General features: G+C 71.0%; 25 protein-coding genes. 23 read left to right on the forward strand and 2 right to left on the reverse strand.

Annotated elements, in window-relative coordinates:
* Positions 1–17 precede the first annotated feature (17 nt).
* Complete coding sequence (gene efp, locus EOT10_RS14240) at positions 18–584, forward strand: elongation factor P (protein WP_127828530.1); 567 nt, start codon at positions 18–20, stop codon at positions 582–584.
* Positions 585–586: 2 nt separating this feature from the next.
* A complete protein-coding gene (gene nusB / locus EOT10_RS14245) occupies positions 587–1,021 on the forward strand; it encodes a transcription antitermination factor NusB (RefSeq protein WP_127828531.1) in 435 nt (144 codons plus the stop codon).
* Between the two features lie 201 nt (positions 1,022–1,222).
* Here nusB and bldD read toward each other — a convergent pair whose 3' ends face one another.
* Positions 1,223–1,723, reverse strand: coding sequence for a transcriptional regulator BldD (gene bldD / locus EOT10_RS14250; RefSeq protein ID WP_127828532.1), 501 nt, complete (start codon positions 1,721–1,723; stop codon positions 1,223–1,225).
* Positions 1,724–1,965: 242 nt separating this feature from the next.
* Between bldD and pyrR the strand changes: the two genes are divergently transcribed.
* The 14 genes from pyrR to EOT10_RS14320 all read left to right on the forward strand — a co-directional run bounded on the left by pyrR (position 1,966) and on the right by EOT10_RS14320 (position 18,874).
* Complete coding sequence (gene pyrR, locus EOT10_RS14255; RefSeq protein WP_127828533.1) at positions 1,966–2,541, forward strand: bifunctional pyr operon transcriptional regulator/uracil phosphoribosyltransferase PyrR; 576 nt, start codon at positions 1,966–1,968, stop codon at positions 2,539–2,541.
* An 80-nt stretch (positions 2,542–2,621) separates the two neighbouring features.
* The gene (locus EOT10_RS14260; RefSeq protein WP_127828534.1) at positions 2,622–3,608 is read left to right on the forward strand and encodes an aspartate carbamoyltransferase catalytic subunit; all 987 of its coding nucleotides are present in this window, start codon (positions 2,622–2,624) and stop codon (positions 3,606–3,608) included.
* Between the two features lie 2 nt (positions 3,609–3,610).
* Positions 3,611–4,897, forward strand: coding sequence for a dihydroorotase (locus EOT10_RS14265; RefSeq protein ID WP_127828535.1), 1,287 nt, complete (start codon positions 3,611–3,613; stop codon positions 4,895–4,897).
* Positions 4,894–5,526, forward strand: coding sequence for a PH-like domain-containing protein (locus tag EOT10_RS14270; protein WP_127828536.1), 633 nt, complete (start codon positions 4,894–4,896; stop codon positions 5,524–5,526). Before EOT10_RS14265 ends, EOT10_RS14270 begins: the two co-directional genes overlap by 4 nt.
* On the forward strand, positions 5,523–6,665 hold the full coding sequence (gene carA / locus EOT10_RS14275; RefSeq protein WP_127828537.1) for a glutamine-hydrolyzing carbamoyl-phosphate synthase small subunit: 1,143 nt from the start codon (positions 5,523–5,525) through the stop codon (positions 6,663–6,665). The genes EOT10_RS14270 and carA overlap by 4 nt, the downstream gene beginning before the upstream one ends.
* Positions 6,658–9,966, forward strand: coding sequence for a carbamoyl-phosphate synthase large subunit (gene carB, locus EOT10_RS14280; RefSeq protein WP_127828538.1), 3,309 nt, complete (start codon positions 6,658–6,660; stop codon positions 9,964–9,966). Before carA ends, carB begins: the two co-directional genes overlap by 8 nt.
* A 56-nt stretch (positions 9,967–10,022) precedes the next feature.
* Complete coding sequence (locus EOT10_RS14285) at positions 10,023–11,132, forward strand: quinone-dependent dihydroorotate dehydrogenase (RefSeq protein WP_127828539.1); 1,110 nt, start codon at positions 10,023–10,025, stop codon at positions 11,130–11,132.
* On the forward strand, positions 11,129–11,974 hold the full coding sequence (gene pyrF, locus EOT10_RS14290; protein WP_127828540.1) for an orotidine-5'-phosphate decarboxylase: 846 nt from the start codon (positions 11,129–11,131) through the stop codon (positions 11,972–11,974). Before EOT10_RS14285 ends, pyrF begins: the two co-directional genes overlap by 4 nt.
* 394 nt (positions 11,975–12,368) lie before the next feature.
* Positions 12,369–12,692 (forward strand): integration host factor, encoded by a 324-nt coding sequence (locus EOT10_RS14295; RefSeq protein WP_026246651.1) that lies wholly within the window; start codon positions 12,369–12,371, stop codon positions 12,690–12,692.
* A gap of 58 nt (positions 12,693–12,750) precedes the next feature.
* Positions 12,751–13,344, forward strand: coding sequence for a guanylate kinase (gmk, locus tag EOT10_RS14300; protein ID WP_127828541.1), 594 nt, complete (start codon positions 12,751–12,753; stop codon positions 13,342–13,344).
* A gap of 37 nt (positions 13,345–13,381) precedes the next feature.
* Positions 13,382–13,654, forward strand: a complete 273-nt coding sequence (rpoZ, locus tag EOT10_RS14305) for a DNA-directed RNA polymerase subunit omega (protein WP_005319902.1) — start codon at positions 13,382–13,384, stop codon at positions 13,652–13,654.
* Between the two features lie 129 nt (positions 13,655–13,783).
* Entirely contained in the window at positions 13,784–15,034 is a 1,251-nt protein-coding gene (coaBC, locus tag EOT10_RS14310; RefSeq protein WP_127828542.1) for a bifunctional phosphopantothenoylcysteine decarboxylase/phosphopantothenate--cysteine ligase CoaBC, read from the forward strand.
* Between the two features lie 249 nt (positions 15,035–15,283).
* A complete protein-coding gene (metK, locus tag EOT10_RS14315) occupies positions 15,284–16,492 on the forward strand; it encodes a methionine adenosyltransferase (protein ID WP_127828543.1) in 1,209 nt (402 codons plus the stop codon).
* A 222-nt stretch (positions 16,493–16,714) separates the two neighbouring features.
* Positions 16,715–18,874: a primosomal protein N' gene (locus EOT10_RS14320; protein WP_127828544.1), complete on the forward strand. Its 2,160-nt coding sequence runs from the start codon at positions 16,715–16,717 to the stop codon at positions 18,872–18,874.
* Between the two features lie 321 nt (positions 18,875–19,195).
* Here the strand turns inward: EOT10_RS14320 and EOT10_RS14325 are convergent, their stop codons facing one another.
* The gene (locus EOT10_RS14325; RefSeq protein ID WP_127828545.1) at positions 19,196–19,735 is read right to left on the reverse strand and encodes a hypothetical protein; all 540 of its coding nucleotides are present in this window, start codon (positions 19,733–19,735) and stop codon (positions 19,196–19,198) included.
* 260 nt (positions 19,736–19,995) lie between these two features.
* On the opposite strand from EOT10_RS14325, the gene fmt reads away from it, so the two are divergent.
* From fmt to EOT10_RS14360, 7 genes are all read left to right on the forward strand, one after another.
* Positions 19,996–20,940 (forward strand): methionyl-tRNA formyltransferase, encoded by a 945-nt coding sequence (gene fmt / locus EOT10_RS14330; protein ID WP_127828546.1) that lies wholly within the window; start codon positions 19,996–19,998, stop codon positions 20,938–20,940.
* 95 nt (positions 20,941–21,035) lie between these two features.
* Positions 21,036–22,511, forward strand: coding sequence for an RsmB/NOP family class I SAM-dependent RNA methyltransferase (locus tag EOT10_RS14335; RefSeq protein WP_127828547.1), 1,476 nt, complete (start codon positions 21,036–21,038; stop codon positions 22,509–22,511).
* 109 nt (positions 22,512–22,620) lie between these two features.
* Positions 22,621–23,307: a ribulose-phosphate 3-epimerase gene (gene rpe / locus EOT10_RS14340; RefSeq protein ID WP_127828548.1), complete on the forward strand. Its 687-nt coding sequence runs from the start codon at positions 22,621–22,623 to the stop codon at positions 23,305–23,307.
* Positions 23,308–23,385: 78 nt separating this feature from the next.
* The gene (locus EOT10_RS14345; RefSeq protein WP_127828549.1) at positions 23,386–24,429 is read left to right on the forward strand and encodes a sugar-binding transcriptional regulator; all 1,044 of its coding nucleotides are present in this window, start codon (positions 23,386–23,388) and stop codon (positions 24,427–24,429) included.
* A gap of 63 nt (positions 24,430–24,492) precedes the next feature.
* Complete coding sequence (locus tag EOT10_RS14350; RefSeq protein WP_127828550.1) at positions 24,493–24,927, forward strand: guanyl-specific ribonuclease; 435 nt, start codon at positions 24,493–24,495, stop codon at positions 24,925–24,927.
* A complete protein-coding gene (locus tag EOT10_RS14355) occupies positions 24,924–25,283 on the forward strand; it encodes a barstar family protein (RefSeq protein WP_127828551.1) in 360 nt (119 codons plus the stop codon). Before EOT10_RS14350 ends, EOT10_RS14355 begins: the two co-directional genes overlap by 4 nt.
* Before the next feature lie 107 nt (positions 25,284–25,390).
* On the forward strand, positions 25,391–26,833 hold the full coding sequence (locus tag EOT10_RS14360) for a GuaB1 family IMP dehydrogenase-related protein (protein ID WP_127828552.1): 1,443 nt from the start codon (positions 25,391–25,393) through the stop codon (positions 26,831–26,833).
* Positions 26,834–26,917: the final 84 nt, after the last annotated feature.

Below are 26,917 nucleotides of genomic sequence, written 5' to 3' on the forward strand. Positions count from 1 at the left end.
CAGGAGATTCCGCAACCGTGGCTTCCACGAACGACCTCAAGAACGGCCTGGTGCTCAAGCTCGACGGGGGCCAGCTCTGGTCCGTCGTCGAGTTCCAGCACGTCAAGCCCGGCAAGGGCCCTGCCTTTGTGCGCACCAAGCTCAAGAACGTGCTGTCCGGGAAGGTCGTCGACAAGACCTTCAACGCCGGCGTCAAGGTCGAGACGGCCACGATCGACAAGCGCGACATGCAGTTCTCCTACATGGACGGCGAGTACTTCGTCTTCATGGACATGGAGACCTACGACCAGCTCATGGTCGACCGCAAGGCCGTCGGTGACGCCGCCAACTTCCTGATCGAGGGCTTCACCGCCTCCGTCGCGCAGCACGAGGGCGAGGTGCTCTTCGTCGAGCTGCCGGCCGCCGTCGAGCTCGTCGTCCAGGAGACCGAGCCGGGCGTCCAGGGCGACCGCTCCACCGGTGGCACCAAGCCCGCAACGCTGGAGACCGGCCACCAGATCCAGGTGCCGCTCTTCATCACCACCGGCGAGAAGATCAAGGTCGACACCCGCACGAGCGACTACCTCGGCCGGGTGAACAGCTAACCGTGGCTGCTCGCAACACGGCCCGCAAGCGCGCCTTCCAGATCCTCTTCGAGGCAGACCAGCGCGGAGCCGACGTCCTGACGGTCCTCGCGGACTGGGTCCGGCACTCCCGGAGCGACACCCGGCAGCCGCCGGTCAGCGAGTACACGATGGAGCTGGTCGAGGGATACGCGAAGAAGACCGCGCGTATCGACGAGCTCATCTCGCAGTACGCCGTCGGGTGGACCCTGGACAGGATGCCGGTCGTGGACCGCAACATCCTGCGCCTGGGTGCCTACGAGCTCGTCTGGGTCGACGACACCCCGGACGCCGTGGTGCTCGACGAGGCTGTGCAGCTCGCCAAGGAGTTCTCCACGGACGACTCCCCGGCCTTCGTCAACGGGCTCCTCGGCCGTTTCAAGGACCTGAAGCCCACGCTGCGCCGAGACGAGGCGTAGCCGGCAGGCAGCGACAGCACACCGGGCCCGCAGCGGAACACGCACCATGTTCCGCTTCGGGCCCGGTGTCTTTCTGCAGAGAGGCGCAGAGACAGCTCTGTGGCCTGCCCGGACGCGGGAACGCCCAAGGGGCGGGCCGCGAAAACGCGGGCCCGCCCCTTGGGCGTGACGTTTCTGCCGAGTGCTGCCGGACGCCGTCCGTCAGAGGTCTTCGTGCGCGACGGCACGACGTGCGTCGGCGTCCAGAACACCCCAGCTGATGAGCTGCTCGGTGAGGACCGAGGGCGACTGGTCGTAGATGACGGCGAGGGTGCGCAGGTCGTCCTGGCGGATCGACAGCACCTTGCCGTTGTAGTCGCCGCGCTGCGACTGGATCGTCGCCGCGTAGCGCTGCAGGGGGCCCGCCTTCTCCGGCGGGACGTGGGCCAGGCGCTCCAGGTCGAGGACGAGCTTCGGCGGGGGCTCGGCGGCGCCGCCCGGCGTGGTGCCCGGCAGGAGCTCCTGCACCGGCACCCCGTAGAAGTCCGCCAGCTCTGCGAGGCGCTGCACGGTCACGGCACGGTCGCCGCGCTCGTACGAACCGACCACGACCGCCTTCCAGCGTCCCTGGGACTTCTCCTCGACACCATGGAGGGAAAGGCCCTGCTGGGTGCGGATGGCCCGGAGCTTGGCCCCGAGCTGTTTGGCGTATTCGCTGGACATATAGCTCCCGGACGCTGTATCAACGTGCGGCTCCGCCGCGTGGCTGGTAACTCACTGTGAGGTTACGCAGCGTTACTTGGCTGCGTCAAGCCGAATGGTCCGTACCGACCTTCCCTCGGAACGCTGTCCGGCGCACCTCCAGGGGGGTGATCGGCGGCGTTGCGGGCCTGGTAGCGTGGAGGGCGCAAATCCGACGTCCTTTAAGGTCCGTCCCGTGAGGCGGAGAAGGGGGTCCGTTTTTTATGGACATCAGCAACTCCGATGAGGCACGCCCCGTACTCGAGGGCCCCGACATCGCGCGGGTACTGACCCGCATCGCTCACGAGATCGTCGAGCGCGCCAAGGGCGCCGAAGACGTCGTGCTCCTGGGCATTCCCACCCGCGGCGTCTTCCTGGCCCGCCGGCTCGCGGACAAGCTCGAAGAGATCACCGGACGGAAGATCCCCGTCGGCTCCCTCGACATCACCATGTACCGCGACGACCTGCGCATGCACCCGCCGCGCGCGCTGGCCCGCACCGACATCCCCGCCGACGGCATCGACGGCCGCCTCGTCGTCCTCGTCGACGACGTGCTCTTCTCCGGCCGCACCATCCGCGCCGCCCTCGACGCCCTGAACGACACCGGGCGCCCCCGCGCCGTGCAGCTCGCGGTCCTCGTCGACCGCGGCCACCGCGAACTCCCCATTCGCGCCGACTACGTCGGCAAGAACCTCCCCACGTCGCTGCGGGAGACGGTCAAGGTCCAGCTCGTGGAAGAGGACGGCCGCGACGCCGTGCTGCTCGGCGTCAAGCGGACCGCTCCGGCCGGCGAGCAGTAGCACTCTCAGCACCGCCCTGAGGGTGCCGCCGCGCGCCCGTATGCCCGAATACTCCTGAACTTTCCTACGGAGCCCTCCCGATGATGCGACACCTCATCTCGGCCGCCGACCTCACCCGCGACGACGCCGTCCTCATCCTCGACACCGCCGAGGAGATGGCCCGGGTCGCCGACCGGCCGATCAAGAAACTGCCCGCGCTGCGCGGCCGTACGATCTGCAACCTCTTCTTCGAGGACTCGACCCGCACCCGGATCTCCTTCGAAGCCGCCGAGAAGCGCCTGTCCGCCGACGTCATCAACTTCACCGCCAAGGGATCCAGCGTCTCCAAGGGCGAGTCCCTCAAGGACACCGCCCAGACCCTGGAGGCGATGGGCGTCGACGCCGTCGTCATCCGGCACAGCGCCTCCGGCGCGCCCTACCGGCTCGCCAACTCCGGCTGGATCGACGCCCCCGTCATCAACGCGGGCGACGGCACCCACCAGCACCCCACGCAGGCGCTCCTCGACGCGTTCACGATGCGCCGCCGCCTGGTCGGCCGTGACGCCGGACTCGGCAGGGACCTCGAAGGCAAGCGCATCACGCTCGTCGGCGACGTCCTGCACAGCCGCGTCGCCCGTTCGAACGTCGACCTGCTGCACACCCTCGGCGCCGAGGTGACCGTCGTCGCCCCGCCCACCCTGGTCCCCGTCGGCGTCGAGACCTGGCCCTGCGAGGTCTCGTACGACCTCGACAGCACCCTGCCGAAGTCCGACGCCGTGATGCTGCTGCGCGTCCAGCGCGAGCGGATGAACGCCGCGTTCTTCCCGACCGAGCGCGAGTACAGCCGCCGCTACGGCCTGGACGCCGAGCGCATGGCGAAGATGCCCGAGCACGCCATCGTGATGCACCCGGGCCCGATGGTCCGCGGCATGGAGATCACCGCCGAGGTCGCCGACTCCGACCGCTGCACGGTCGTCGAGCAGGTCGCCAACGGTGTGCACACGCGGATGGCCGTCCTCTACCTGCTTCTGGGCGGCAACGAGCCCGCCGTCAGTCACGCCCGCCCCGTCGAATCGGAGAACAAGTAACCATGAGCAAGATCCTGATCCGCGGTGCGAAGGTGCTCGGCGGCGAGCCGCAGGACGTGCTGATCGACGGCGAGACCATCGCCCAGGTCGGCACCGGTATCGAGGCCGGCGACGCGACCGTCGTCGAGGCCGGCGGCAAGATCCTCCTGCCGGGCCTCGTCGACCTGCACACCCACCTGCGCGAGCCCGGCCGCGAGGACTCCGAGACCGTCCTCACCGGCACCCGGGCCGCCGCCTCCGGTGGCTACACCTCGGTCTTCGCGATGGCCAACACCTTCCCCGTCGCCGACACCGCCGGCGTCGTCGAGCAGGTCTTCCGGCTCGGCCGGGAGCACGGCTACTGCGACGTCCAGCCCATCGGCGCCGTCACCGTCGGCCTCGAAGGCAAGAAGCTCGCCGAGCTCGGCGCCATGCACGAGTCCGCCGCCGGCGTCACCGTCTTCTCCGACGACGGCAAGTGCGTCGACGACGCCGTGATCATGCGCCGCGCCCTGGAGTACGTGAAGGCCTTCGGCGGCGTCGTCGCCCAGCACGCGCAGGAGCCCCGCCTCACCGAGGGCGCCCAGATGAACGAGGGCATCGTCTCCGCCGAGCTGGGCCTCGGCGGCTGGCCCGCCGTCGCCGAGGAGTCGATCATCGCCCGCGACGTGCTGCTCGCCGAGCACGTCGGCTCCCGCGTCCACATCTGCCACCTGTCGACCGCCGGCTCCGTCGAGATCGTGCGCTGGGCCAAGTCCCGCGGCATCGACGTCACCGCCGAGGTCACCCCGCACCACCTGCTCCTCACCGACGAGCTGGTCCGCTCGTACAACCCCGTCTACAAGGTCAACCCGCCGCTCCGTACGGAGAAGGACGTCATGGCCCTGCGCGAGGCGCTCGCCGACGGCACGATCGACATCGTCGCCACCGACCACGCCCCGCACCCGCACGAGGACAAGGACTGCGAGTGGGCCGCGGCGGCCATGGGCATGGTCGGCCTGGAGACGGCCCTGTCCGTCGTCCAGCAGACGATGGTCGAGACCGGCCTGCTCGACTGGGCCGGCGTCGCCGACCGTATGTCCGTCAAGCCGGCGCAGATCGGCCGGGCCACCGGCCACGGACGGCCCGTCTCGGCGGGCGAGCCCGCGAACCTCGTCCTGGTCGACGCGGACTACCGTGGAGCGGTGGACCCCGCGGGCTTCGCCTCGCGCAGCCGCAACACCCCCTACGAGGGCCGTGAGCTGCCTGGACGCGTCACCCACACCTGGCTGCGGGGCAAGGCCACCCTCGCCGACGGGAAGCTCGCGTGACACGACTGACGCAATCTCTGGCAGTGCTCGCCGCCGAACGGAAGTCGGCGGACGTGACGGACTGGCCCGACCGGATCGGCTGGATCGTCGGACTGCTGCTCTTCATCACGCTCGTCTACTGGCTGATGCGCCAGGGCTGGAAGTGGCGCGGCACCCTCCAGGGCGACCTGCCGCCGCTCCCCGCCCGCCCGTCTCCCACCACCACCACGCTCAACGGAGGCGGCGAGCCGCCACTGCCCGGATCGCCGTCCGAGCCCGGTCCGGCCAGACTTGAGCTGAGCGGCCGCTACCACGGCTCCACGACCGCGGGGCAGTGGCTCGACCGCATCGTGGCGCACGGCCTCGGCACCCGTAGCCGCGTCGAGCTCACCCTCACGGACGCGGGTCTGGACGTCGTACGCCCCGGGGCCACGGACTTCTTCATCCCGGTGGGCGCGCTGCGCGAGGCCCGCCTCGACAAGGGCATCGCCGGCAAGGTCCTCACGGAGGGCGGTCTCCTGATCGTCACCTGGGCGCACGGCGACAAGCTGATCGACTCCGGATTCCGCTCCGACCACGCGGCCGAGCAGGCCGAATGGGTCACCACCCTGACCAACATGATCAACACGACGGAAGGCACCGCACGATGACGACCTCCACCCGGGGAGCCGCCCACGCTCCCGCCGTACTCGTCCTGGAGGACGGCCGCATCTTCCGCGGCCGCGCCTACGGGGCCACGGGGGAGACCTTCGGCGAGGCGGTCTTCTCCACCGGCATGACCGGCTACCAGGAGACCCTGACCGACCCGTCGTACCACCGCCAGGTCGTCGTGATGACCGCCCCGCACGTCGGCAACACCGGCGTCAACGACGAGGACCCCGAGTCCGGGCGGATCTGGGTCGCCGGTTACGTCGTGCGCGACCCCGCGCGCGTGCCCTCCAACTGGCGCGCCAAGCGCTCCCTCGACGAGGAGCTGCGCAAGCAGGGCGTCGTCGGCATCAGCGGCATCGACACCCGCGCCCTGACCCGCCACCTGCGCGAGCGCGGCGCCATGCGCGTCGGCATCTTCTCCGGCAACGCGCTGCCCGACGCGGGCACGATGCTCGCCGAGGTCCGCCAGGCCCCCGAGATGCAGGGCGCGAACCTCTCCGCCGAGGTCGCCACCAAGGAGGCGTACGTCGTCCCCGCCATCGGTGAGAAGAAGTTCACCGTCGCCGCGGTCGACCTGGGCATCAAGGGCATGACCCCGCACCGCATGGCCGAGCGCGGCATCGAGGTCCACGTGCTGCCCGCCACGGCCACCGCCGAGGACGTCTACGCCGTGAACCCCGACGGCGTGTTCTTCTCCAACGGTCCGGGCGACCCGGCCACCGCCGACGGCCCCGTCGCCGTCATGAAGGACGTACTCGCCCGCAAGACGCCGCTCTTCGGTATCTGCTTCGGCAACCAGATCCTCGGCCGCGCGCTCGGCTTCGGCACCTACAAGCTGAAGTACGGCCACCGCGGCATCAACCAGCCCGTGCAGGACCGCACGACCGGCAAGGTCGAGGTCACCGCGCACAACCACGGATTCGCCGTCGACGCCCCGCTCGACCAGGTCTCCGCCACCCCGTACGGCCGCGCCGAGGTCTCCCACGTCTGCCTGAACGACCAGGTCGTCGAGGGCCTCCAGCTGCTCGACCAGCCGGCCTTCTCCGTCCAGTACCACCCCGAAGCGGCCGCCGGCCCGCACGACGCCGCGTACCTGTTCGACCGCTTCGTAGAGCTCATGGAGGGCCAGCGTGCCTAAGCGCACCGATATCCAGTCCGTCCTGGTCATCGGCTCCGGTCCGATCGTCATCGGCCAGGCCGCCGAGTTCGACTACTCCGGTACCCAGGCCTGCCGCATCCTGCGCGCCGAGGGCCTGCGGGTCATCCTCGTGAACTCCAACCCGGCCACGATCATGACCGACCCGGAGATCGCCGACGCCACGTACGTCGAGCCGATCACCCCCGGGTTCGTCGAGAAGATCATCGCCAAGGAGCGCCCCGACGCGCTCCTGCCCACCCTCGGCGGCCAGACCGCGCTCAACACCGCGATCTCCATGCACGAGAACGGCGTCCTGGAGAAGTACGGCGTCGAGCTCATCGGCGCCAACGTCGAGGCCATCAACAAGGGCGAGGACCGCGACCTGTTCAAGGGCGTCGTCGAAGCCGTCAAGGAGAAGATCGGGTACGGCGAGTCCGCCCGCTCGGTCATCTGCCACACCATGGACGAGGTCGTCGCGGGCGTGGACACGCTCGGCGGCTACCCCGTCGTCGTCCGCCCGTCCTTCACCATGGGCGGCGCCGGCTCCGGCTTCGCGCACGACGAGGACGAGCTGCGCCGCATCGCAGGCCAGGGCCTCACGCTCTCCCCGACCACCGAGGTGCTCCTGGAGGAGTCCATCCTCGGCTGGAAGGAGTACGAGCTGGAGCTGATGCGCGACAAGCACGACAACGTCGTGGTCGTCTGCTCCATCGAGAACTTCGACCCCATGGGCGTCCACACCGGTGACTCGATCACCGTCGCCCCGGCGATGACGCTCACCGACCGCGAGTACCAGCGGCTGCGCGACATCGGCATCGCGATCATCCGCGAGGTCGGCGTCGACACCGGCGGCTGCAACATCCAGTTCGCGATCAACCCGGACGACGGCCGCGTCATCGTCATCGAGATGAACCCGCGCGTCTCCCGGTCCTCGGCGCTCGCCTCCAAGGCCACCGGCTTCCCGATCGCCAAGATCGCCGCCAAGCTGGCCGTCGGCTACACGCTCGACGAGATCCCGAACGACATCACCGAGAAGACGCCGGCCTCCTTCGAGCCGACCCTCGACTACGTCGTCGTGAAGGCCCCGCGCTTCGCCTTCGAGAAGTTCCCGTCCGCCGACTCCACCCTCACCACCACCATGAAGTCGGTGGGCGAGGCCATGGCGATCGGCCGCAACTTCACCGAGGCACTGCAGAAGGCGCTGCGCTCCCTGGAGAAGAAGGGCAGCCAGTTCACCTTCGTCGGCGAGACCGGCGACAAGGCTCTTCTTTTGGAAGAGGCCGTCCGCCCGACCGACGGCCGCATCAACACCGTCATGCAGGCCATCCGCGCCGGCGCCACCCAGGAAGAGGTCTTCGAGTCCACGAAGATCGACCCCTGGTTCGTCGACCAGCTCTTCCTCATCAAGGAGATCGCGGACGAGCTGGCCGCCGCCGAGCGCCTCGACGTCGACCTGATCGCCGAGGCCAAGCGCCACGGCTTCTCCGACGCCCAGATCGCCGAGATCCGCGGCCTGCGCGAGGACGTCGTCCGCGAGGTCCGCCACGCCCTCGGCGTCCGCCCGGTCTACAAGACGGTGGACACCTGCGCCGCCGAGTTCGCCGCCAAGACCCCGTACTTCTACTCCTCGTACGACGAGGAGACCGAGGTCGCCCCGCGCGAGAAGCCGGCCGTGATCATCCTGGGCTCCGGCCCGAACCGCATCGGCCAGGGCATCGAGTTCGACTACTCCTGCGTCCACGCCTCCTTCGCGCTCAGCGACGCGGGCTACGAGACCGTGATGGTCAACTGCAACCCGGAGACCGTGTCCACGGACTACGACACCTCCGACCGCCTGTACTTCGAGCCGCTGACGCTCGAAGACGTGCTTGAGATCGTCCACGCCGAGTCCCTGGCGGGCCCGGTCGCGGGCGTCGTCGTCCAGCTCGGCGGCCAGACCCCGCTGGGTCTGTCGCAGGCGCTCAAGGACAACGGCGTACCGGTCGTGGGCACCTCGCCCGAGGCCATCCACGCCGCCGAGGACCGCGGCGCCTTCGGCCGCGTCCTCGCCGAGGCGGGCCTCCCCGCCCCCAAGCACGGCACCGCCACCACCTTCTCCGAGGCCAAGGCCATCGCCGACGAGATCGGCTACCCGGTCCTCGTCCGCCCGTCGTACGTCCTCGGCGGCCGCGGCATGGAGATCGTGTACGACGAGACCCGCCTCGCCTCGTACATCGAGGAGTCCACGGAGATCTCGCCGTCCCGCCCGGTCCTCGTCGACCGCTTCCTCGACGACGCGATCGAGATCGACGTGGACGCGCTCTACGACGGCCACGAGCTCTACCTCGGCGGCGTCATGGAGCACATCGAGGAGGCCGGCATCCACTCCGGCGACTCGGCGTGCGCCCTGCCCCCGATCACGCTCGGCGGCTTCGACATCAAGCGCCTGCGCGCCTCCACCGAGGCCATCGCCAAGGGCGTCGGCGTCCGCGGACTCATCAACATCCAGTTCGCGATGGCGGGTGACATCCTCTACGTCCTCGAGGCCAACCCGCGCGCCTCGCGCACCGTCCCCTTCACCTCGAAGGCGACCGCGGTGCCGCTCGCGAAGGCCGCCGCCCGCATCTCGCTCGGCGCGACCGTCGCCGAGCTGCGCGCCGAGGGCATGCTGCCCAAGGAGGGCGACGGCGGCACGCTGCCGCTGGACGCGCCGATCTCCGTCAAGGAGGCCGTGATGCCGTGGAGCCGCTTCCGCGACGTCCACGGACGCGGTGTCGACACGGTCCTCGGCCCGGAGATGCGCTCCACCGGCGAGGTCATGGGCATCGACTCGGTGTTCGGCACGGCCTACGCCAAGTCGCAGGCGGGCGCCTACGGTCCGCTGCCGACGAAGGGCCGCGCGTTCATCTCGGTCGCCAACCGGGACAAGCGCACGATGATCTTCCCGGCCCGCGAACTCGTCGCCCACGGCTTCGAGCTGATGGCCACCTCCGGCACCGCCGAGGTCCTGCGCCGCAACGGCATCAACGCCACGGTCGTGCGCAAGCTCAGCGAGGGCGAGGGCCCGAACGGCGAGAAGACCATCGTCCAGCTCATCCACGACGGCCAGGTCGACCTCATCGTCAACACCCCGTACGGCACCGGCGGCCGCCTCGACGGCTACGAGATCCGTACCGCCGCGGTGGCGCGCAGCGTGCCGTGCCTGACCACGGTCCAGGCCCTCGCGGCCGCCGTCCAGGGCATCGACGCGCTCAACCACGGTGACGTGGGCGTCCGTTCGCTCCAGGAACACGCGGAACACCTGACCGCGGCCCGCGACTAGCAGCCCATGAGGGGGACACCGGAAACGGTGTCCCCCTCAGTGTGAGGACACCCACGATGTACAAATTCTTCTTCAACCTCGTCTTCAAGCGCATGGACCCCGAGCAGGCCCACCACCTGGCCTTCCGCTGGATCCGCCTCGCGGCCCGTGTCCCCGTCCTGCGCACCTTCGTGGCCGCCGCCCTCGCGCCCCGCCACAAGGAGCTGCGCACGGAGGCCTTCGGCCTGCGCATGCACGGCCCCTTCGGGCTCGCGGCCGGCTTCGACAAGAACGCCGTCGCGATCGACGGCATGACGATGCTCGGCTTCGACCACATCGAGATCGGCACCGTCACGGGCGAGCCGCAGCCCGGCAACCCCAAGAAGCGCCTGTTCCGCCTCGTGCAGGACCGCGCGCTCATCAACCGCATGGGCTTCAACAACGAGGGCTCCGCAGCCGTGGCGGACCGCCTGGCGGCCCGCAAGGCCGTCTTCAAGGCGACCGTCGGCGTCAACATCGGCAAGACCAAGGTCGTGCCCGAGGAGGAGGCCGCCGGCGACTACGTGAAGTCGACCGAGCGGCTCGCCGCCCACGCCGACTACCTCGTCGTGAACGTCTCGTCGCCGAACACGCCCGGGCTGCGCAACCTCCAGGCCACCGAGGCGCTGCGCCCGCTCCTGACCGCCGTGCGCGAGGCCGCCGACCGCACGGTCACCTCGCGCCGCGTCCCGCTCCTCGTCAAGATCGCCCCCGACCTGGCCGACGAGGACGTCGACGCCGTCGCCGACCTGGCGGTCGAGCTCGGCCTCGACGGGATCATCGCCACGAACACCACCATCGCGCGCGACGGCCTCGGCCTGACCTCCGACCCGTCCCTCGTGAAGGAGACCGGCGGCCTGTCCGGCGCCCCCCTGAAGACCCGCTCCCTGGAGGTCCTGCGGCGCCTCTACGCGCGCGTGGGCGACCGCATCACCCTCGTGGGCGTCGGCGGCATCGAGAACGCCGAGGACGCCTGGCAGCGCATCCTCGCCGGCGCCACCCTGGTCCAGGGCTACAGCGCCTTCATCTACGAAGGCCCGTTCTACGCCCGCGCGATCCACAAGGGCCTCGCCGCCCGCCTGAACAACTCTCCGTACGCCACCCTCGCCGACGCCGTCGGCGCCGACGTGAAGAAGGCCCGCGCATGACCGTTCTCGAGCCCTTCGGCGCCCGCCTGCGCCGCGCCATGGACGAGCGCGGCCCCCTGTGCGTCGGCATCGACCCGCACGCCGCGCTCCTGTCGGCCTGGGGCCTGAACGACGACATCGACGGCCTGGAGCGCTTCACGCGGATCTCCGTCGAGGCCCTCGCCGACACCGTCGCCGTCGTCAAGCCGCAGTCGGCCTTCTTCGAGCGCTTCGGCTCGCGCGGCGTCGCCGTCCTGGAGCGCGCCGTCGCCGACCTGCGCGCCGCCGGCACGCTCGTCGTCATGGACGCCAAGCGCGGCGACATCGGCTCCACCATGGCCGCGTACGCGGAGACCTTCCTGCACAAGGACTCCCCGCTGTTCTCGGACGCCCTGACCGTCTCGCCGTACCTCGGCTACGGGTCCCTCAAGCCCGCCGTCGACCTGGCGCGCGAGTCCGGCGCCGGGCTCTTCGTCCTCGCCCTCACCTCCAATCCGGAGGGCGGCGAGGTCCAGCACGCGGTGCGCGCCGACGGACGGAACGTGGGCGCGACGATGCTCGCCCATCTCGCCGAGGAGAACGCGGGCGAGACGCCCATGGGCTCCTTCGGCGCCGTCGTCGGGGCGACCCTCGGTGACCTGTCCTCGTACGACCTGGACATCAACGGTCCGCTCCTGGCGCCCGGCATCGGCGCCCAGGGCGCGACCCCGGCGGATCTGCCGGCCGTCTTCGGCGCGGCCGCGCGCAACGTCGTCCCGAACGTCAGCCGCGCCGTCCTGAAGGCCGGGCCGTCGGTCGGCGCCCTGCGCGAGGCGTCGGTCCGCTTCGCCGACGAGGTCCGCGCGGCGGTCGCCTCCGCCTGACCTCCGATGCGCCCCCGAAGGCCCCCGCACGCCCCGTGCGGGGGCCTTCGACGTGCTGATTCGAGGTGATGAGAGGGCCTGTCGGGGTGCTGTGAGGGTCCCCGGGAGGGCCCCGAAGAGCTTCTTTGACCATTCCGTGATGTTTCAGTGAGGCCTCGGGGAGGGCTTCACATCCGGATCCGGACCGAAATCCGGGGCGATTTGTCTGTAATGTCGGGCTCGATGGAGGCTGACCAGGACTTTTCGTCTGTTCTCGCTGACTCAGGCGGCCCGGGCCGCTAGTCTCCGTCGAGAGCCAACGGGTAAGCACATTGCTCGTTGCTCACCAGGTGTGGGGCGACTAGGTTCCTCACCGGTCCGTATCCGACAGTTCGACATCCGAGGTGACGTAGGCGTGGCTCTTCCGCCCCTTACCCCTGAACAGCGCGCAGCCGCGCTCGAAAAGGCCGCCGCGGCTCGCCGGGAGCGGGCCGAGGTCAAGAATCGACTCAAGCACTCCGGCGCCTCCTTGCACGAGGTCATCAAGCAGGGGCAGGAGAACGACGTCATCGGCAAGATGAAGGTCTCCGCCCTCCTGGAGTCCCTCCCCGGCGTGGGCAAGGTCCGCGCCAAGCAGATCATGGAGCGGCTCGGAATCTCCGAGAGCCGCCGCGTGCGCGGACTGGGTTCCAACCAGATCGCGTCCCTGGAGCGCGAGTTCGGCAGCACCGGCGCCTGATTCCGGGTGCCCGGACCGGCTGGTCCGGGCACCACGGGATTGCTGGAATAATCGGTGCATGGCTGCAACATCCCGGGGGACGACCCCCGTACCCCCGGACGCACGTCCGCGGCTGACCGTGCTCTCCGGCCCCTCAGGGGTCGGCAAGAGCACGGTCGTCGCTCATATGCGCAAGGTTCACCCCGAGGTCTGGCTCTCGGTGTCGGCGACGACCCGCAAGCCGCGCCCCGGCGAGAAGCACGGTGTCCACTACTTCTTCGTCACCGACGAGGAGATGGACAAGCTGATCGCCAACGGCGAACTCCTCGAGTGGGCCGAGTTCGCGGGCAACCGGTACGGGACCCCGCGCAGGGCCGTCCTGGACCGGCTCGAGTCGGGCGAACCCGTCCTCCTCGAGATCGACCTCCAGGGCGCCAGGCTCGTGCGCGAGTCCATGCCCGAGGCGCAGCTCGTCTTCCTCGCCCCGCCGAGCTGGGACGAGCTGGTCCGCCGGCTCACCGGCCGGGGGACCGAGGCCCCCGAGGTCATCGAGCGCCGGCTCGCGGCCGCCAAGGTGGAGCTCGCGGCCGAGGCGGAATTCGATACGACCCTTGTCAATACCTCCGTCGAGGATGTAGCGCGTGAGCTGCTAGCCTTGGTGAAGGTTCTTTGATCTTTACCTCATTCTTCACCCCATCGGAAGGCAGAGAGTGTCCTCTTCCATTACCGCGCCCGAGGGCATCATCAACCCGCCGATTGATGAGCTGCTCGAAGCCACCGACTCGAAGTACAGCCTGGTCATCTACGCCGCCAAGCGCGCGCGTCAGATCAACGCGTACTACTCGCAGCTCGGTGAGGGCCTGCTCGAGTACGTCGGCCCGCTCGTCGACACGCACGTCCACGAGAAGCCCCTGTCGATCGCGCTCCGCGAGATCAACGCGGGTCTGCTGACCTCCGAGGCCATCGAGGGCCCCGCGCAGTAGGCACAGTTTTTCTTCCTTCACCACAGGCCCGGCAGCGACACTGCCGGGCCTGTGGTGTGTCATGGAGGCGTACGAAACGTTTTCTTGAACAGGTGCGGGTTCTTGAACAGGTGCGGGGAGGCACAGACGGTGGACAAGCCGAAGGTCGTTCTGGGGGTCAGTGGTGGAATCGCCGCCTACAAGGCGTGCGAACTCCTGCGCCGGCTGACCGAGTCGGGACACGACGTACGCGTCGTGCCGACGGACTCCGCCCTGCAGTTCGTGGGGGCGGCGACCTGGTCGGCGCTGTCCGGCAACCCGGTCTCGACCGAGGTGTGGGACTCCGTCCACGAGGTGCCGCACGTACGGATCGGCCAGCACGCCGACCTCGTGATCGTCGCGCCCGCCACCGCCGACATGCTCGCCAAGGCCGCGCACGGCCTCGCCGACGACCTCCTCACGAACACGCTCCTGACCGCCCGCTGTCCGGTCGTCTTCGCCCCCGCCATGCACACGGAGATGTGGGAGCACCCGGCCACCCAGGAGAACGTCGCCACGCTCCGGCGCCGCGGCGCCCTCGTCATCGACCCCGCCGTCGGCCGCCTCACCGGCGTCGACACGGGCAAGGGCCGCTTCCCCGACCCGGTCGAGATCTTCGAGTTCGCGCGCCGGGTCCTCGCGCGCGGGGAGCGTGCGGCCGTCCAGGACCTCGCCGGACGCCACGTCGTCATCAGCGCGGGCGGCACCCGCGAACCCCTCGACCCGGTCCGCTTCCTCGGAAACCGCTCCTCCGGCAAGCAGGGCTACGCCCTCGCGCGTACGGCGGTGGCCCGCGGCGCCCGCGTCACCCTCCTCTCGGCGAACGCGGCGCTGCCCGACCCGGCCGGCGTCGACGTCGTCCACGTCGGCACGGCCGTGGAGCTGCGCGAGGCCGTCATCAGGGCGGCCACCGGCGCCGACGTGGTGGTCATGGCGGCCGCGGTGGCGGACTTCCGCCCCGAGACGTACGCCACAGGGAAGATCAAGAAGAAGGACGGGCACGAGCCCGAGCCGATCTTCCTCGTCCGCAACCCCGACATCCTCGCCGAGATCTCGGCGGACCGCTCGCGCCCGGGACAGGTCGTCGTCGGCTTCGCCGCCGAGACGGACGACGTCCTCGCCAACGGCCGCAAGAAACTGGCCCGCAAGGGCTGTGACCTGCTCGTCGTCAACGAGGTGGGGGAGCGCAAGACCTTCGGCTCCGAGGAGAACGAGGCGGTCCTGCTCGGCGCGGACGGCAGCGAGACGCCGGTTCCGTACGGGCCGAAGGAAGTGCTTTCCGACACGATCTGGGACGTTGTCGCCCGCCTGGTGTCCGCCGGTGACACTCTGGAGCAGGAACGGATCTACAACGGCCAGTGATGACCGCTTTCGCTCCAGCGGAGGTGTCGTACCGTGAGAAATACGGCAATTTCGGGCGCTCGGGCCCCTTCCTGAGGCCGATCGTCGTACCGCAGAATGCAGTGCCGCTGGTCACAGCACTCCCAAGTGGCGAGACACGTGGTCCAGCGGCCGAGAGTGACCGATAAACTGGTCCAGGACGACGCCGGGCGCAGCCCCCGGCCGTCCGCAAATGATCAGCCAGCAGCCGCTGCAACCACAGGGAGCGTTGTGTCCCGTCGCCTGTTCACCTCGGAGTCCGTGACCGAGGGTCACCCCGACAAGATCGCTGACCAGATCAGCGACACCATTCTCGACGCGCTGCTTCGCGAGGACCCCACGTCCCGCGTCGCCGTCGAGACGCTGATCACCACGGGCCTCGTGCACGTGGCCGGCGAGGTCACCACCAAGGCGTACGCGCCGATCGCGCAGCTCGTACGCGACAAGATCCTCGAGATCGGCTACGACTCCTCGAAGAAGGGCTTCGACGGCGCCTCCTGCGGCGTGTCGGTGTCCATCGGCTCGCAGTCCCCCGACATCGCCCAGGGCGTCGACACCGCGTACGAGAAGCGGGTCGAGGGTGACGACGACGAGCTCGACAAGCAGGGCGCGGGCGACCAGGGCCTGATGTTCGGCTACGCGTGCGACGAGACGCCCGAGCTCATGCCGCTCCCGATCCACCTCGCGCACCGTCTCTCGCGGCGCCTCTCCGAGGTCCGCAAGAACGGCACGATCCCTTACCTCCGCCCGGACGGTAAGACCCAGGTCACCATCGAGTACGACGGCGACAAGGCCGTCCGCCTCGACACGGTCGTCGTCTCCTCGCAGCACGCGTCGGACATCGACCTGGAGTCGCTGCTCGCCCCCGACATCCGCGAGTTCGTCGTGGAGCCGGAGCTGAAGGCGCTCCTCGACGACGGCATCAAGCTGGACACCGAGGGCTACCGCCTCCTGGTGAACCCGACCGGCCGCTTCGAGATCGGCGGCCCGATGGGCGACGCGGGCCTCACCGGCCGCAAGATCATCATCGACACGTACGGCGGCTACGCCCGCCACGGGGGTGGCGCCTTCTCGGGCAAGGACCCGTCGAAGGTCGACCGCTCCGCCGCGTACGCGATGCGCTGGGTAGCGAAGAACGTCGTCGCCGCCGGCCTCGCGTCCCGCTGCGAGGTCCAGGTCGCGTACGCGATCGGCAAGGCCGAGCCGGTCGGTCTCTTCGTCGAGACCTTCGGTACGGCGACGGTGGACACGGACAAGATCGAGCAGGCGATCACCGAGGTCTTCGACCTCCGCCCCGCCGCGATCATCCGCGACCTCGACCTGCTCCGCCCGATCTACTCGCAGACGGCGGCCTACGGCCACTTCGGGCGGGCGCTTCCCGACTTCACGTGGGAGCGGACGGATCGCGTGGACGCGCTGCGTAAGGCTGCCGGCCTGTAGGCGGTTTCTGGCTCGGACCGGGGCCCGGCTTCTCCCTTGCGGGAGGGGCGGGCCCCGGTTTTGTTTTTGGGTGCGGGTTCGTGGGGGCTGGTCGCGCAGTTCCCCGCGCCCCTAGAAGGCTTGCGACTTCGCCGCGCCTTCATCGGGGAAATGCTGCGCGCAGCGCATGCATTTAAGGGGCGCGGGGAACGGCGCGATCAGCCCCCACCGGCCCGCACGGCGATGTCCGACCCCTCTGGTAGGAATGGCAATGTGAGCAGCCAGAACGACCGCCCCGAGCCGGAGCAGCTCGCGTTCATTCGCGAGACCGTGCGGCGCACCAACGTGCCGAAGGCGAAGCCTCGGACCTGGCGAGGCGCGCCGCTGGCGAAAGAGCTTCCCGTGGCCCGCGTCCTCGTGGACAAGGGCGTGCTGCATCTCGACCGTTACTTCGATTACGCGGTGCCCGAGGAGCTCGACGCGGACGCGCAGCCGGGGGTGCGGGTGCGCGTGCGGTTCGGAGCCGGGAAGCACTCCGTGCGGGACGGGCGCCGCGAGGGCGGCGGCCTGATCGACGGGTTCGTCGTCGCGCGCGTCGCCGGGTCCGACTACTCGGGCCCCCTCGCCGCGCTCGCCCAGGTCGTGTCGCCCGAGCCCGTCCTCGGGGAGGAACTCCTCGGCCTCGCCCGCGCCGTCGCCGACCGGTACGCGGGAAGCCTCGCCGACGTACTGCAGCTGGCCGTTCCGCCGCGCAGCGCCCGTGCCGAGAAGAAGCCGTCGCCCGAGCCGCTGCCGCCCCCGCCCGCGCCGGACGCGGGGAGCTGGCGCCGGTACGAGCGCGGGCCGGGGTTCCTGGAGGCCCTCGCGTCGGGCGGCTCACCCCGGGCGGTGTGGAACGCGCTGCCGGGACCCGAGTGGGCCGACGAGGTGGCGCGCGCCGTCGCCGCCACCCTCTCCTCGGGGCGAGGCGCCCTGGTCGTGGTCCCCGACGGGCGGGTGGTCGCGCGGGTCGACGCCGCGCTGAGCGCCGTCCTCGGCGAGGGGAGGCACGCCGTGCTGACCGCCGACGCGGGACCCGAGAAGCGGTACCGGGAATGGCTCGGGGTGCGGCGCGGGTCGGTGCGGGCGGTGGTGGGCACCCGGGCCGCGATGTTCGCCCCCGTGCGGGATCTGGGGCTCGTGGTCATATGGGACGACGGTGACTCCAGCCATGCCGAGCCGCACGCGCCGCAGCCGCATGCGCGTGACGTCCTGCTGCTGCGGGCCGCGCACGACAAGTGCGCGTTCCTGCTGGGGAGTTGGAGCTGCACGGTGGAGGCCGCGCAGCTCGTCGAGAGTGGTTGGGCGGCGCCCATCGTCGCCGGGCGTGAGCAGGTGCGGGGCGCCGCGCCCCTCGTACGGACCGTGGGGGACGGCGATCTCGCGCGCGACGAGGCCGCGCGCGCGGCACGACTGCCGACGCTCGCGTGGCAGGTGGTGCGGGAAGGGCTGAAGAAGGGGCCTGTGCTGGTGCAGGTGCCGAGGCGTGGCTATGTGCCCCGGCTCGCTTGCGAGCAGTGCCGGGAGCCCGCCCGCTGCCGGCACTGCGCGGGGCCGCTGGAGGCGAGCGAGGGTACCGCCGCCCTGAAGTGCGGCTGGTGCGGTCAGGAGGAGAGCGCCTGGCACTGCCAGGAGTGCGGGGGGTTCCGGCTGCGGGCGCAGGTCGTGGGGGCACGCAGGACGGCGGAGGAACTGGGCCGGGCGTTTCCCGCGGTGCCGGTACGCACGTCAGGGCGTGAGCAGGTGCTCGACACGGTGCCGGGGGCGCCGTCCCTGGTCGTGAGTACGCCGGGTGCGGAGCCGGTGGCCGAGGGCGGGTACGCGGCGGCGCTCCTGCTCGACGGCTGGGCGATGCTGGGCCGCCCCGATCTGCGGGCGGGCGAGGACGCGCTGCGGCGCTGGATCGCGGCGGCTTCGCTGGTCAGACCGCAGGGGACGGGCGGCACGGTGGTGATCGTGGCCGAGCCGACGCTGCGGCCGGTCCAGGCGCTGGTGCGGTGGGACCCGGTGGGGCACGCGGTGCGGGAGCTCTCCGAGCGCGCCGAGCTCGGGTTCCCGCCCGTGTCACGCATGGCGGCGGTGTCCGGCACGCCCGACGCCCTTGCCGAGTTCCTGTCGGCGGTGGAACTGCCAGGAGACGCCGAGGTGTTGGGCCCGGTCCCGGTGCCGGATGCGCCCGCGGGCCCGTCGCGCCGGCCCGGGGCGCCGCCGCCGGGGGAGCACTGGGAAAGGGTCCTGGTCAGGGTGCCCCCCGGCAGCGGTTCCGCTCTCGCGGCGGCGCTGAAGCGGGCGCAGGCGGCGCGGATGGCGAGGGGTGGGGTGGAGCCGGTGCGGGTGCGGGTGGATCCACCGGACATCGGCTGACGGGGCGCTTTACGGTGCGGGGGTTTGTCTGCGGGTTCGTGGGGGCTGGTCGCGCAGTTCCCCGCGCCCCTTAAATGCGTGCGCTGCGCGCAGCATTTCCCCGATGAGCTGAGCGGCAGCCTTCATCGGGGAAGGCGCGGCGAAGCCGCAAGCCTTCAGGGGCGCGGGGCCGTGTCATCAGCGGCTTCGCCGCGGGGCGCGACCAGCCCCCACCGACCCGCAGCATGGCTCACGGCACGCGACGGGGCCGCCGCCCCCCGTTCCGGTCGGGGCAATCGACCGGAGCCGGGGGCGACGGCCCCGTGCGGGGAGCCGGTGGGCTTACCCGTTGCGTGGGCCGGGGAAGGCGGTCGGGCGGGCCTCCTCACGGAGGACGGCGCTGCCGGCGGTCGGCTGCGTGGGCATGGAGCGGGCGGCCGGCACGGTCGGGATCGTCGCCGTACCGATGGGGACGGGGGGCCGTGCCCCCACCGTCTCCGTGGCGCGCTCGGCGTCGGCGGCCGCCTGGGCCGCCGCCCTGCGGGCCCCGTACCGGCGGTGCACCGCCTGCTTCGTCACGCCGAGCGCCGAGCCCACGGCGTCCCACGAGAAGCCCAGCGAGCGGTCGAAGTCCACCGCGGCGGTCACCAGGGTCTCGACGCTGTCGCGCAGCTCCTGGGCGAGGCGGACGGTCGGGGCGGGCGCGCGCCCGTAGACGACGAAGCCCGCGGAGGGGCCGGAGCGGCGCGGGCGGTAGACGTTGCCCAGCTGGGCGGTGAGGGTGCGCAGTGCGTCCACCTGCCGGCGGACCCGCTCGATGTCCCGTACCAGGAGGTGCAGGCTGGCCCGTGCCTGGGCGTCGTGGGTTGCGTGGTCGGCCATGAACAAGCCTCTCGAACCGGCGTTGAAACGGATCGGGCCGCATCTGTGGCCCTTGGTTGGTCAACTCTTCCTTGACCAACGCGCCAGCTCGTGAGGGGTCACGCTGGAGGGGCGTATGCGCATATGCGCAGGGCGCGCGTCGAGGCGTACGCCCCCGGGGGGCCGCCGCCCGGAAAAACCGGAGGGAACGGGCTGGTGGAACGGCAATAGACTGGTGCGCTGCCCGTCAAGTCCCTGCCCCGAGAGGCCGAAAGACACCTATGAAGCTCGTCTTCGCAGGCACCCCCGAGGTCGCCGTTCCCGCTCTCGACGCCCTGATCGCCTCCGACCGCCACGAGGTCGCCGCGGTCGTCACCCGGCCGGACGCTCCCGCGGGCCGTGGCCGCAGGCTCGTCGCCAGTCCGGTCGCCGAGCGCGCGGCGGAGGCGGGGATCGAGGTCCTCAAGCCCGCGAAGCCGCGCGACGAGGAGTTCCTGGCCCGGCTGCGGGAGATCGCCCCCGACTGCTGCCCGGTCGTCGCCTACGGCGCGCTCCTGCCGAAGGTCGCCCTCGACATCCCCGCCCGCGGCTGGGTCAACCTGCACTTCTCGCTGCTGCCGGCCTGGCGCGGGGCGGCCCCCGTGCAGCACGCGATCATGTCCGGCGACGAGATCACCGGGGCGTCCACGTTCCTGATCGAGGAGGGCCTCGACTCCGGTCCCGTATACGGGACGGTGACCGAGACGGTGCGGCACACCGACACCAGCGGCGACCTGCTGACCCGGCTCGCCTTCGCGGGCGCCGGCCTGCTCTCCGCGACGATGGACGGCATCGAGGACGGTTCCCTGAAGGCCGTGCCGCAGCCCGCCGAAGGCATCACGGTCGCCCCGAAGATCACGGTCGAGGACGCGCACGTCGACTGGACGGCGCCCGCCCTGCGCGTGGACCGGGTCGTGCGCGGCTGCACACCCGCGCCCGGCGCGTGGACCGTCTTCCGGGGCGAGCGTCTCAAGCTCATCCAGGCCGTACTCGCGCCGGCTCGCACGGACCTCGTGCCCGGCGAGCTGGCGGTCGGCAAGCGGGACCTGCACGTCGGCACCGGTTCGTACGCGGTGCAGCTGCTGTGGGTGCAGGCGCAGGGCAAGAAGCCGATGGCCGCCGCCGACTGGGCGCGCGGGGTGCGGATCGCCCCGGGTGAGCGCCTCGGCGCGGCCGACGTAGGCTGAATGGGTTCGAGCCGGAACCAGTGCTGAGACCAGTGCTGAAAGCCGGTGCCGAACCCAGTGCCGAATTCAGTGCTGAAACCAGTAGCGGAGCACCTTTGAACGACCAGCCCGGCCGGCGTCCCCAGAAGTCAGGCAAGCCCGGCACCTCCGGGAAGCAGGGCAAGCCCGGTAAGCCGTACCGCCGCCCTCAGAAGGACCCGGTCCGCCTCCTCGCCTTCGAGGCGCTGCGGGCCGTGGACGAGCGCGATGCGTATGCGAATCTCGTGCTGCCTCCGCTGCTGCGCAAGGCCCGGGAGAAGGAGGGACCCGAAAAGTTCGACGCGCGTGACGCGGCGCTCGCCACCGAGCTGGTGTACGGGACGCTCCGGAGGCAGGGCACGTACGACGCGATCGTCGCGGCCTGTATCGACCGGCCGCTGCGGGAGGTCGACCCGCCCGTGCTCGACGTGCTGAACATGGGCGTTCACCAGCTGCTCGGCACCCGCATCCCCACGCACGCGGCCGTGTCGGCGTCCGTGGAGCTGGCACGCGTGGTGCTCGGCGACGGGCGCGCCAAGTTCGTCAACGCCGTGCTCCGCAAGATCGCCCAGGACGACCTCGACGGATGGGTCGAGAAGGTCGCGCCGCCGTACGACGAGGACGCCGAGGACCATCTCGCCGTGGTGCATTCGCATCCGCGATGGATCGTGTCGGCGCTCTGGGACTCGCTGGGCGGTGGCCGAGCGGGGATCGAGGACCTGCTGGAGGCCGACAACGAGCGGCCCGAGGTCACGCTCGTGGCCCGGCCGGGCCGGACGACGGCGGACGTCGTCCTGGAGGAGGTCGGCGAGGAGTCCGCGCTGCCGGGCCGCTGGTCCCCGTACGCCGTGCGGCTCACGGAGGGGGGCGAGCCCGGCTCGCTCGACCCCGTGCGGACCGGACGCGCCGGAGTCCAGGACGAGGGCAGCCAGCTCGTGGCGATCGCCCTCGCGAACGCGCCCCTGGAAGGCCGCGACGAGAAGTGGCTCGACGGCTGCGCCGGTCCCGGTGGTAAGGCGGCCATGCTCGCCGGCCTCGCCTCCCAGCGCGGTGCCGCCCTGCTCGCCGCCGAGAAGCAGCCCCACCGCGCCCGTCTCGTGGCGAACGCGCTCGCGGGCAACCCGGGCCCGTACCAGGTCATCGCAGCCGACGGCACCCGCCCGCCGTGGGGTCCCGGGACCTTCGACCGCGTCCTCATGGACGTGCCCTGCACGGGTCTGGGCGCACTGCGCCGCCGGCCCGAGGCGCGCTGGCGGCGGCGCCCCGAGGACCTGGAGGGGTTCGCGCCGCTCCAGCGCGCGCTCCTGAACACCGCGCTCGAATCCGTCCGGGTGGGCGGTGTCGTCGGCTACGCGACCTGCTCGCCGCACCTCGCGGAGACCCGCGCGGTCGTGGACGACGTCATGAAGCACCACCCCGGCGTCGAGCTCCTCGACGCGCGCCCGCTGCTGCCCGGCGTACCGGCGCTCGGCGACGGGCCCGACATCCAGCTCTGGCCGCATCTGCACGGCACGGACGCGATGTATCTGGCCCTGATCCGCCGCACGGCCTGAGGCGTGTACACCGGCTCTCCGCCCAGCGGGGAGCCGGTGCCGTATCCGGGAAGTGGGACAGGTCTGGACCGGGGGGAGCAACCGGCGCCGGGCATGGCAGTCTTGGGTCATGGCCGTGCAGATCAACCCCAGCATCCTGTCCGCCGACTTCGCCCGCCTCGCCGAGGAGGCAAAGGCCGTCGAGGGCGCCGACTGGCTCCATGTCGACGTCATGGACAACCACTTCGTCCCGAACCTCACCCTCGGGGTGCCGGTCGTGGAGTCACTGGCGCGGGCGACGGACACCCCGCTGGACTGCCATCTGATGATCGAGGACGCCGACCGCTGGGCGCCGCAGTACGTCGAGGCCGGCGCCGGGTCCGTCACCTTCCACGCGGAGGCCGCCGCCGCCCCCGTCCGCCTGGCCCGCGAGATCCGCGCCAAGGGCGCCCGCGCCTCCATGGCGCTCAAGCCCGCGACGCCCATCGAGCCGTACGAGGACCTGCTCCCCGAGCTCGACATGCTGCTGATCATGACGGTCGAGCCGGGCTTCGGCGGGCAGTCCTTCCTGGACATCATGCTGCCGAAGATCCGCCGCACCCGTGAGCTGATCAACAAGCACGGCCTCGAACTCTGGCTCCAGGTGGACGGCGGCGTCTCGGCCTCCACCATCGAGCGCTGCGCGGAGGCGGGCGCCGACGTCTTCGTCGCCGGATCTGCCGTGTACGGCGCCGCCGACCCCGCCCAGGCGGTACGTGCACTGCGCACGCAGGCGGAGACGGTGTCGGCCGCTGCAGCCTGGGCATGCGGCCACTGAGCCACAGGAACGTGAACGCCGCCCATCAGGGCTGATCAAGTCCGCCACATCTGCAAGGATGAACGGCGAATCCAGGTTGTGAACAGCAGTGAGGAGATCGCCGTGTCGGCACTGTCGCCGGGTCGATCAGCGATGCGGATGGGACCCGCTGAGCTGGTGCAGGCGGCGGCCATGGCCCGCCGCTTCTATCTCGAGGGCAAATCCAAGATCCAGATCGCCGAGGAGTTCGGCGTGAGCCGCTTCAAGGTGGCCCGGGTCCTGGAGACCGCGCTCGAACGGGATCTCGTACGCATCGAGATCCGGGTACCGGCCGAGCTCGACGCGGAGCGCTCCGACGCGCTGCGCGCCCGCTACGGCCTGCGGCACGCCGTGGTGGTCGAGTCCCCGGCCGAGGCCGAGGAGTCTCCCGACCCCGAGAATCTCGGCGAGGTCGCCGCCGACCTCCTGGGCGAGCTGGTCTCCGAGGGCGACGTGCTGGGCCTCGCGTGGGGCCGCTCGACCATCCACATGGCCGCCGCGCTCGACCGGCTGCCGCCCTGCACGGTCGTGCAGCTCACGGGCGTGTACGACGCCGGGACCGCCGAGCGCGGCTCCGTGGAGGCCGTGCGGCGCGCCGCCCAGGTCTCCGGCGGCGAGGCGCACCCGATCTACGCGCCGATGCTGCTGCCGGACCCCGCCACCGCGGCCGCGCTGCGCAACCAGACGGGCATCGCCCGCGCCTTCGAGTACTTCGACAAGGTCACGGTCGCCTGCGTCTCCATCGGCTCCTGGGAGCCGGGCATCTCCACCGTGCACGACATGCTCAGCGACGAGGAGCGGGCCCACTACGCCTCGCTCGGCGTCGCCGCGGAGATGTCCGCGCACCTCTTCGACGCGGAGGGCCGCCGGGTCGGCCGCGACCTGGGGGAGCGCTGCATCACCGTCGAGGCGGACCGCCTGCGGCGGATCCCGGAAGTCGTGGCCATCGCCGGTGGCCAGCGCAAGGCCGCCGCCATCGACGCGGTGCTCCGGTCGGGCCTGGTCACCAGCCTCGTCACGGACACGGCCGCCGCGGACTTCCTCCTCACGGCGGGCCCCACGCCGAAGCCGGCACTGAACCGCGCGGACCCCGACGGCTCCTGAGCCGAGCGGGCAACCGCGTCGCGCACCGCGCTCATCGGAAGAGGCTGTGGCAGCATCGGCGGCATGCTGCCGCGGCTTCTTCCCCGTCTCCCCACCACCCGGCTCCTGGGGATCCTGCTCGTAGCCCTGGCCCTGCTGGTCACCGGGTGCTCCGCACAGGCCACCTCCACCCAGGGCACCTCGGCGGGGCCGACCCGCTCCGCACCCGCCTGGGCGCACGGCATGGCCACGGTCACCGAGTCGGCGCTCCCCGCCGAGGCCCGTACGACCCTGCGCCTCATCGACAAGGGCGGGCCCTTCCCGTACGCCAAGGACGGCAGCGTATTCGGGAACTTCGAGCGGGAGCTGCCCCGGCAGAGCCGTGGGTACTACCACGAGTACACCGTGCCCACCCCGGGCGAGCGGGACCGTGGCGCCCGGCGCCTCGTCACCGGGCAGGGCCACGAGACGTACTACACCGATGACCACTACCAGTCGTTCAAGGCGGTGCTGCGATGACCGGGTTTGCCCCCGACCGGATCCGCGTCCTCGACCTCGAAGGGGTCAAGGACAAGGCCGAGTTCATGGACCGGTGTGTGCGCGACCTGGAGTTGCCGGACTGGTTCGGCCGTAACTGGGACGCGCTGTTCGACGTCCTCACCGACGTCTCGTTCTGGCCCGACGGCAGCGACCAGGCACTGCTCCTGTCCGTCGTGGGCTGGCGCGCGTACGCCGCCGCGCGCCCCGAGGAGTGGGAGACCGCCCTCGACGTGTTCTCCGACGCCGTCGACCGCAGGCGCGACCGGAATCCGAGGCTCCTGGTCGCGCTGACCCTTGGAGGATCGGACCACCCACCCTCCGAAACCACTGGATAATCGTCCGTGAGCATGGGGTATCCACCGCATGTGACACTGAAGTACGTGCTTTTCCCCGAGGCTGACCTGCCCGGGGTCCACCTCTGATCGACTGGGATGAGCAGCACGTGCGTTTCCTCAATGACATCAAGCCTGCGTACGACCTGACCTACGACGACGTCTTCATGGTGCCGAGCCGTAGCGCCGTCGGTTCGCGGCAGGCGGTCGACCTGGCGTCGCCCGACGGCTCCGGAACCACGATTCCGCTGGTCGTCGCGAACATGACCGCGATCGCCGGGCGGCGCATGGCCGAGACCGTCGCCCGCCGCGGTGGCCTCGTCGTCATCCCGCAGGACATCCCGATCGAGGTGGTCACCGAGGTCATCTCCTGGGTGAAGACCCGCCACCTGGTCCTCGACACCCCCATCGTGCTCGCCCCGCACCAGACCGTCGCCGACGCCCTCGCGCTGCTGAACAAGCGCGCGCACAACGCCGGCGTCGTCGTGGACGAGGAGCAGCGGCCGATCGGCGTCGTCACCGACACCGACCTGACCGGCGTCGACCGCTTCACGCAGCTGTCCGAGGTCATGTCCAAGGACCTGCTGCTCCTCGAAGCGGACATCGACCCCCGCGACGCGTTCAACAAGCTGGACCACGCCAACCGCCGCTACGCCCCCGCCGTGGGCCAGGACGGCCGCCTGGCGGGCATCCTGACCCGCACGGGCGCCCTGCGCGCGACGCTCTACACCCCGGCCACCGACGCGAACGGCAAGCTGCGCATCGCGGCAGCCGTGGGCATCAACGGTGACGTGGCGGGCAAGGCCAAGCAGCTGCTCGACGCGGGCGCCGACACCATCGTCGTCGACACCGCGCACGGCCACCAGGAGTCGATGATCTCCGCGATCAAGGCCGTCCGCGGCCTCGACCCGCAGGTGCCGATCGTGGCGGGCAACATCGTCGCCGCCGAGGGCGTCAAGGACCTCATCGAGGCCGGCGCCGACATCATCAAGGTGGGTGTGGGCCCCGGTGCCATGTGCACCACGCGCATGATGACCGGCGTCGGCCGGCCGCAGTTCTCCGCAGTCCTGGAGTGCGCCGCCGAGGCGAAGAAGTACGGCAAGCACGTGTGGGCCGACGGCGGCGTCCGGCACCCGCGCGACGTCGCCATGGCGCTCGCCGCCGGCGCGTCGAACGTCATGATCGGCTCCTGGTTCGCGGGCACGTACGAGTCCCCGGGCGACCTCCAGCACGACGCCCAGGGGCGCGCGTACAAGGAGTCCTTCGGTATGGCGTCGGCGCGTGCCGTCAAGAACCGGACCTCCGACGAGTCCGCCTACGACCGTGCCCGCAAGGCGCTGTTCGAGGAGGGCATCTCCACGTCGCGCATGTTCCTCGACCCGCAGCGTCCGGGCGTCGAGGACCTGATCGACTCGATCATCGCGGGCGTCCGCTCCTCCTGCACGTACGCCGGGGCGTCTTCGCTCCGCGAGTTCGAGGAGAAGGCTGTCGTCGGAATCCAGAGTGCGGCCGGGTATGCGGAGGGCAAGCCGTTGCACGCCAGCTGGAGCTAGTCGCTCCGCGGTTCGGTTGTTCTCCGGCCGCGGGTTGAGTGTGGCTGGTCGCGCCCGCGCGGCGGAGCCGCATATGGACGCTGC

The organism is Streptomyces antnestii (assembly GCF_004005495.1).
Lineage (GTDB): Bacteria > Actinomycetota > Actinomycetes > Streptomycetales > Streptomycetaceae > Streptomyces > Streptomyces antnestii.

Coding starts and splice junctions, on each gene's coding strand:
- bldD (WP_127828532.1), bottom strand. CDS start 1,723: ATGTCCAGCGAATACGCCAAACAGCTCGGGGCCAAGCTCCGGGCCATC.
- pyrR (WP_127828533.1), top strand. CDS start 1,966: ATGGACATCAGCAACTCCGATGAGGCACGCCCCGTACTCGAGGGCCCC.
- EOT10_RS14260 (WP_127828534.1), top strand. CDS start 2,622: ATGATGCGACACCTCATCTCGGCCGCCGACCTCACCCGCGACGACGCC.
- EOT10_RS14265 (WP_127828535.1), top strand. CDS start 3,611: ATGAGCAAGATCCTGATCCGCGGTGCGAAGGTGCTCGGCGGCGAGCCG.
- carA (WP_127828537.1), top strand. CDS start 5,523: ATGACGACCTCCACCCGGGGAGCCGCCCACGCTCCCGCCGTACTCGTC.
- EOT10_RS14285 (WP_127828539.1), top strand. CDS start 10,023: ATGTACAAATTCTTCTTCAACCTCGTCTTCAAGCGCATGGACCCCGAG.
- pyrF (WP_127828540.1), top strand. CDS start 11,129: ATGACCGTTCTCGAGCCCTTCGGCGCCCGCCTGCGCCGCGCCATGGAC.
- gmk (WP_127828541.1), top strand. CDS start 12,751: ATGGCTGCAACATCCCGGGGGACGACCCCCGTACCCCCGGACGCACGT.
- EOT10_RS14320 (WP_127828544.1), top strand. CDS start 16,715: ATGTCCGACCCCTCTGGTAGGAATGGCAATGTGAGCAGCCAGAACGAC.
- EOT10_RS14325 (WP_127828545.1), bottom strand. CDS start 19,735: ATGGCCGACCACGCAACCCACGACGCCCAGGCACGGGCCAGCCTGCAC.
- fmt (WP_127828546.1), top strand. CDS start 19,996: ATGAAGCTCGTCTTCGCAGGCACCCCCGAGGTCGCCGTTCCCGCTCTC.
- rpe (WP_127828548.1), top strand. CDS start 22,621: ATGGCCGTGCAGATCAACCCCAGCATCCTGTCCGCCGACTTCGCCCGC.
- EOT10_RS14350 (WP_127828550.1), top strand. CDS start 24,493: ATGCTGCCGCGGCTTCTTCCCCGTCTCCCCACCACCCGGCTCCTGGGG.
- EOT10_RS14355 (WP_127828551.1), top strand. CDS start 24,924: ATGACCGGGTTTGCCCCCGACCGGATCCGCGTCCTCGACCTCGAAGGG.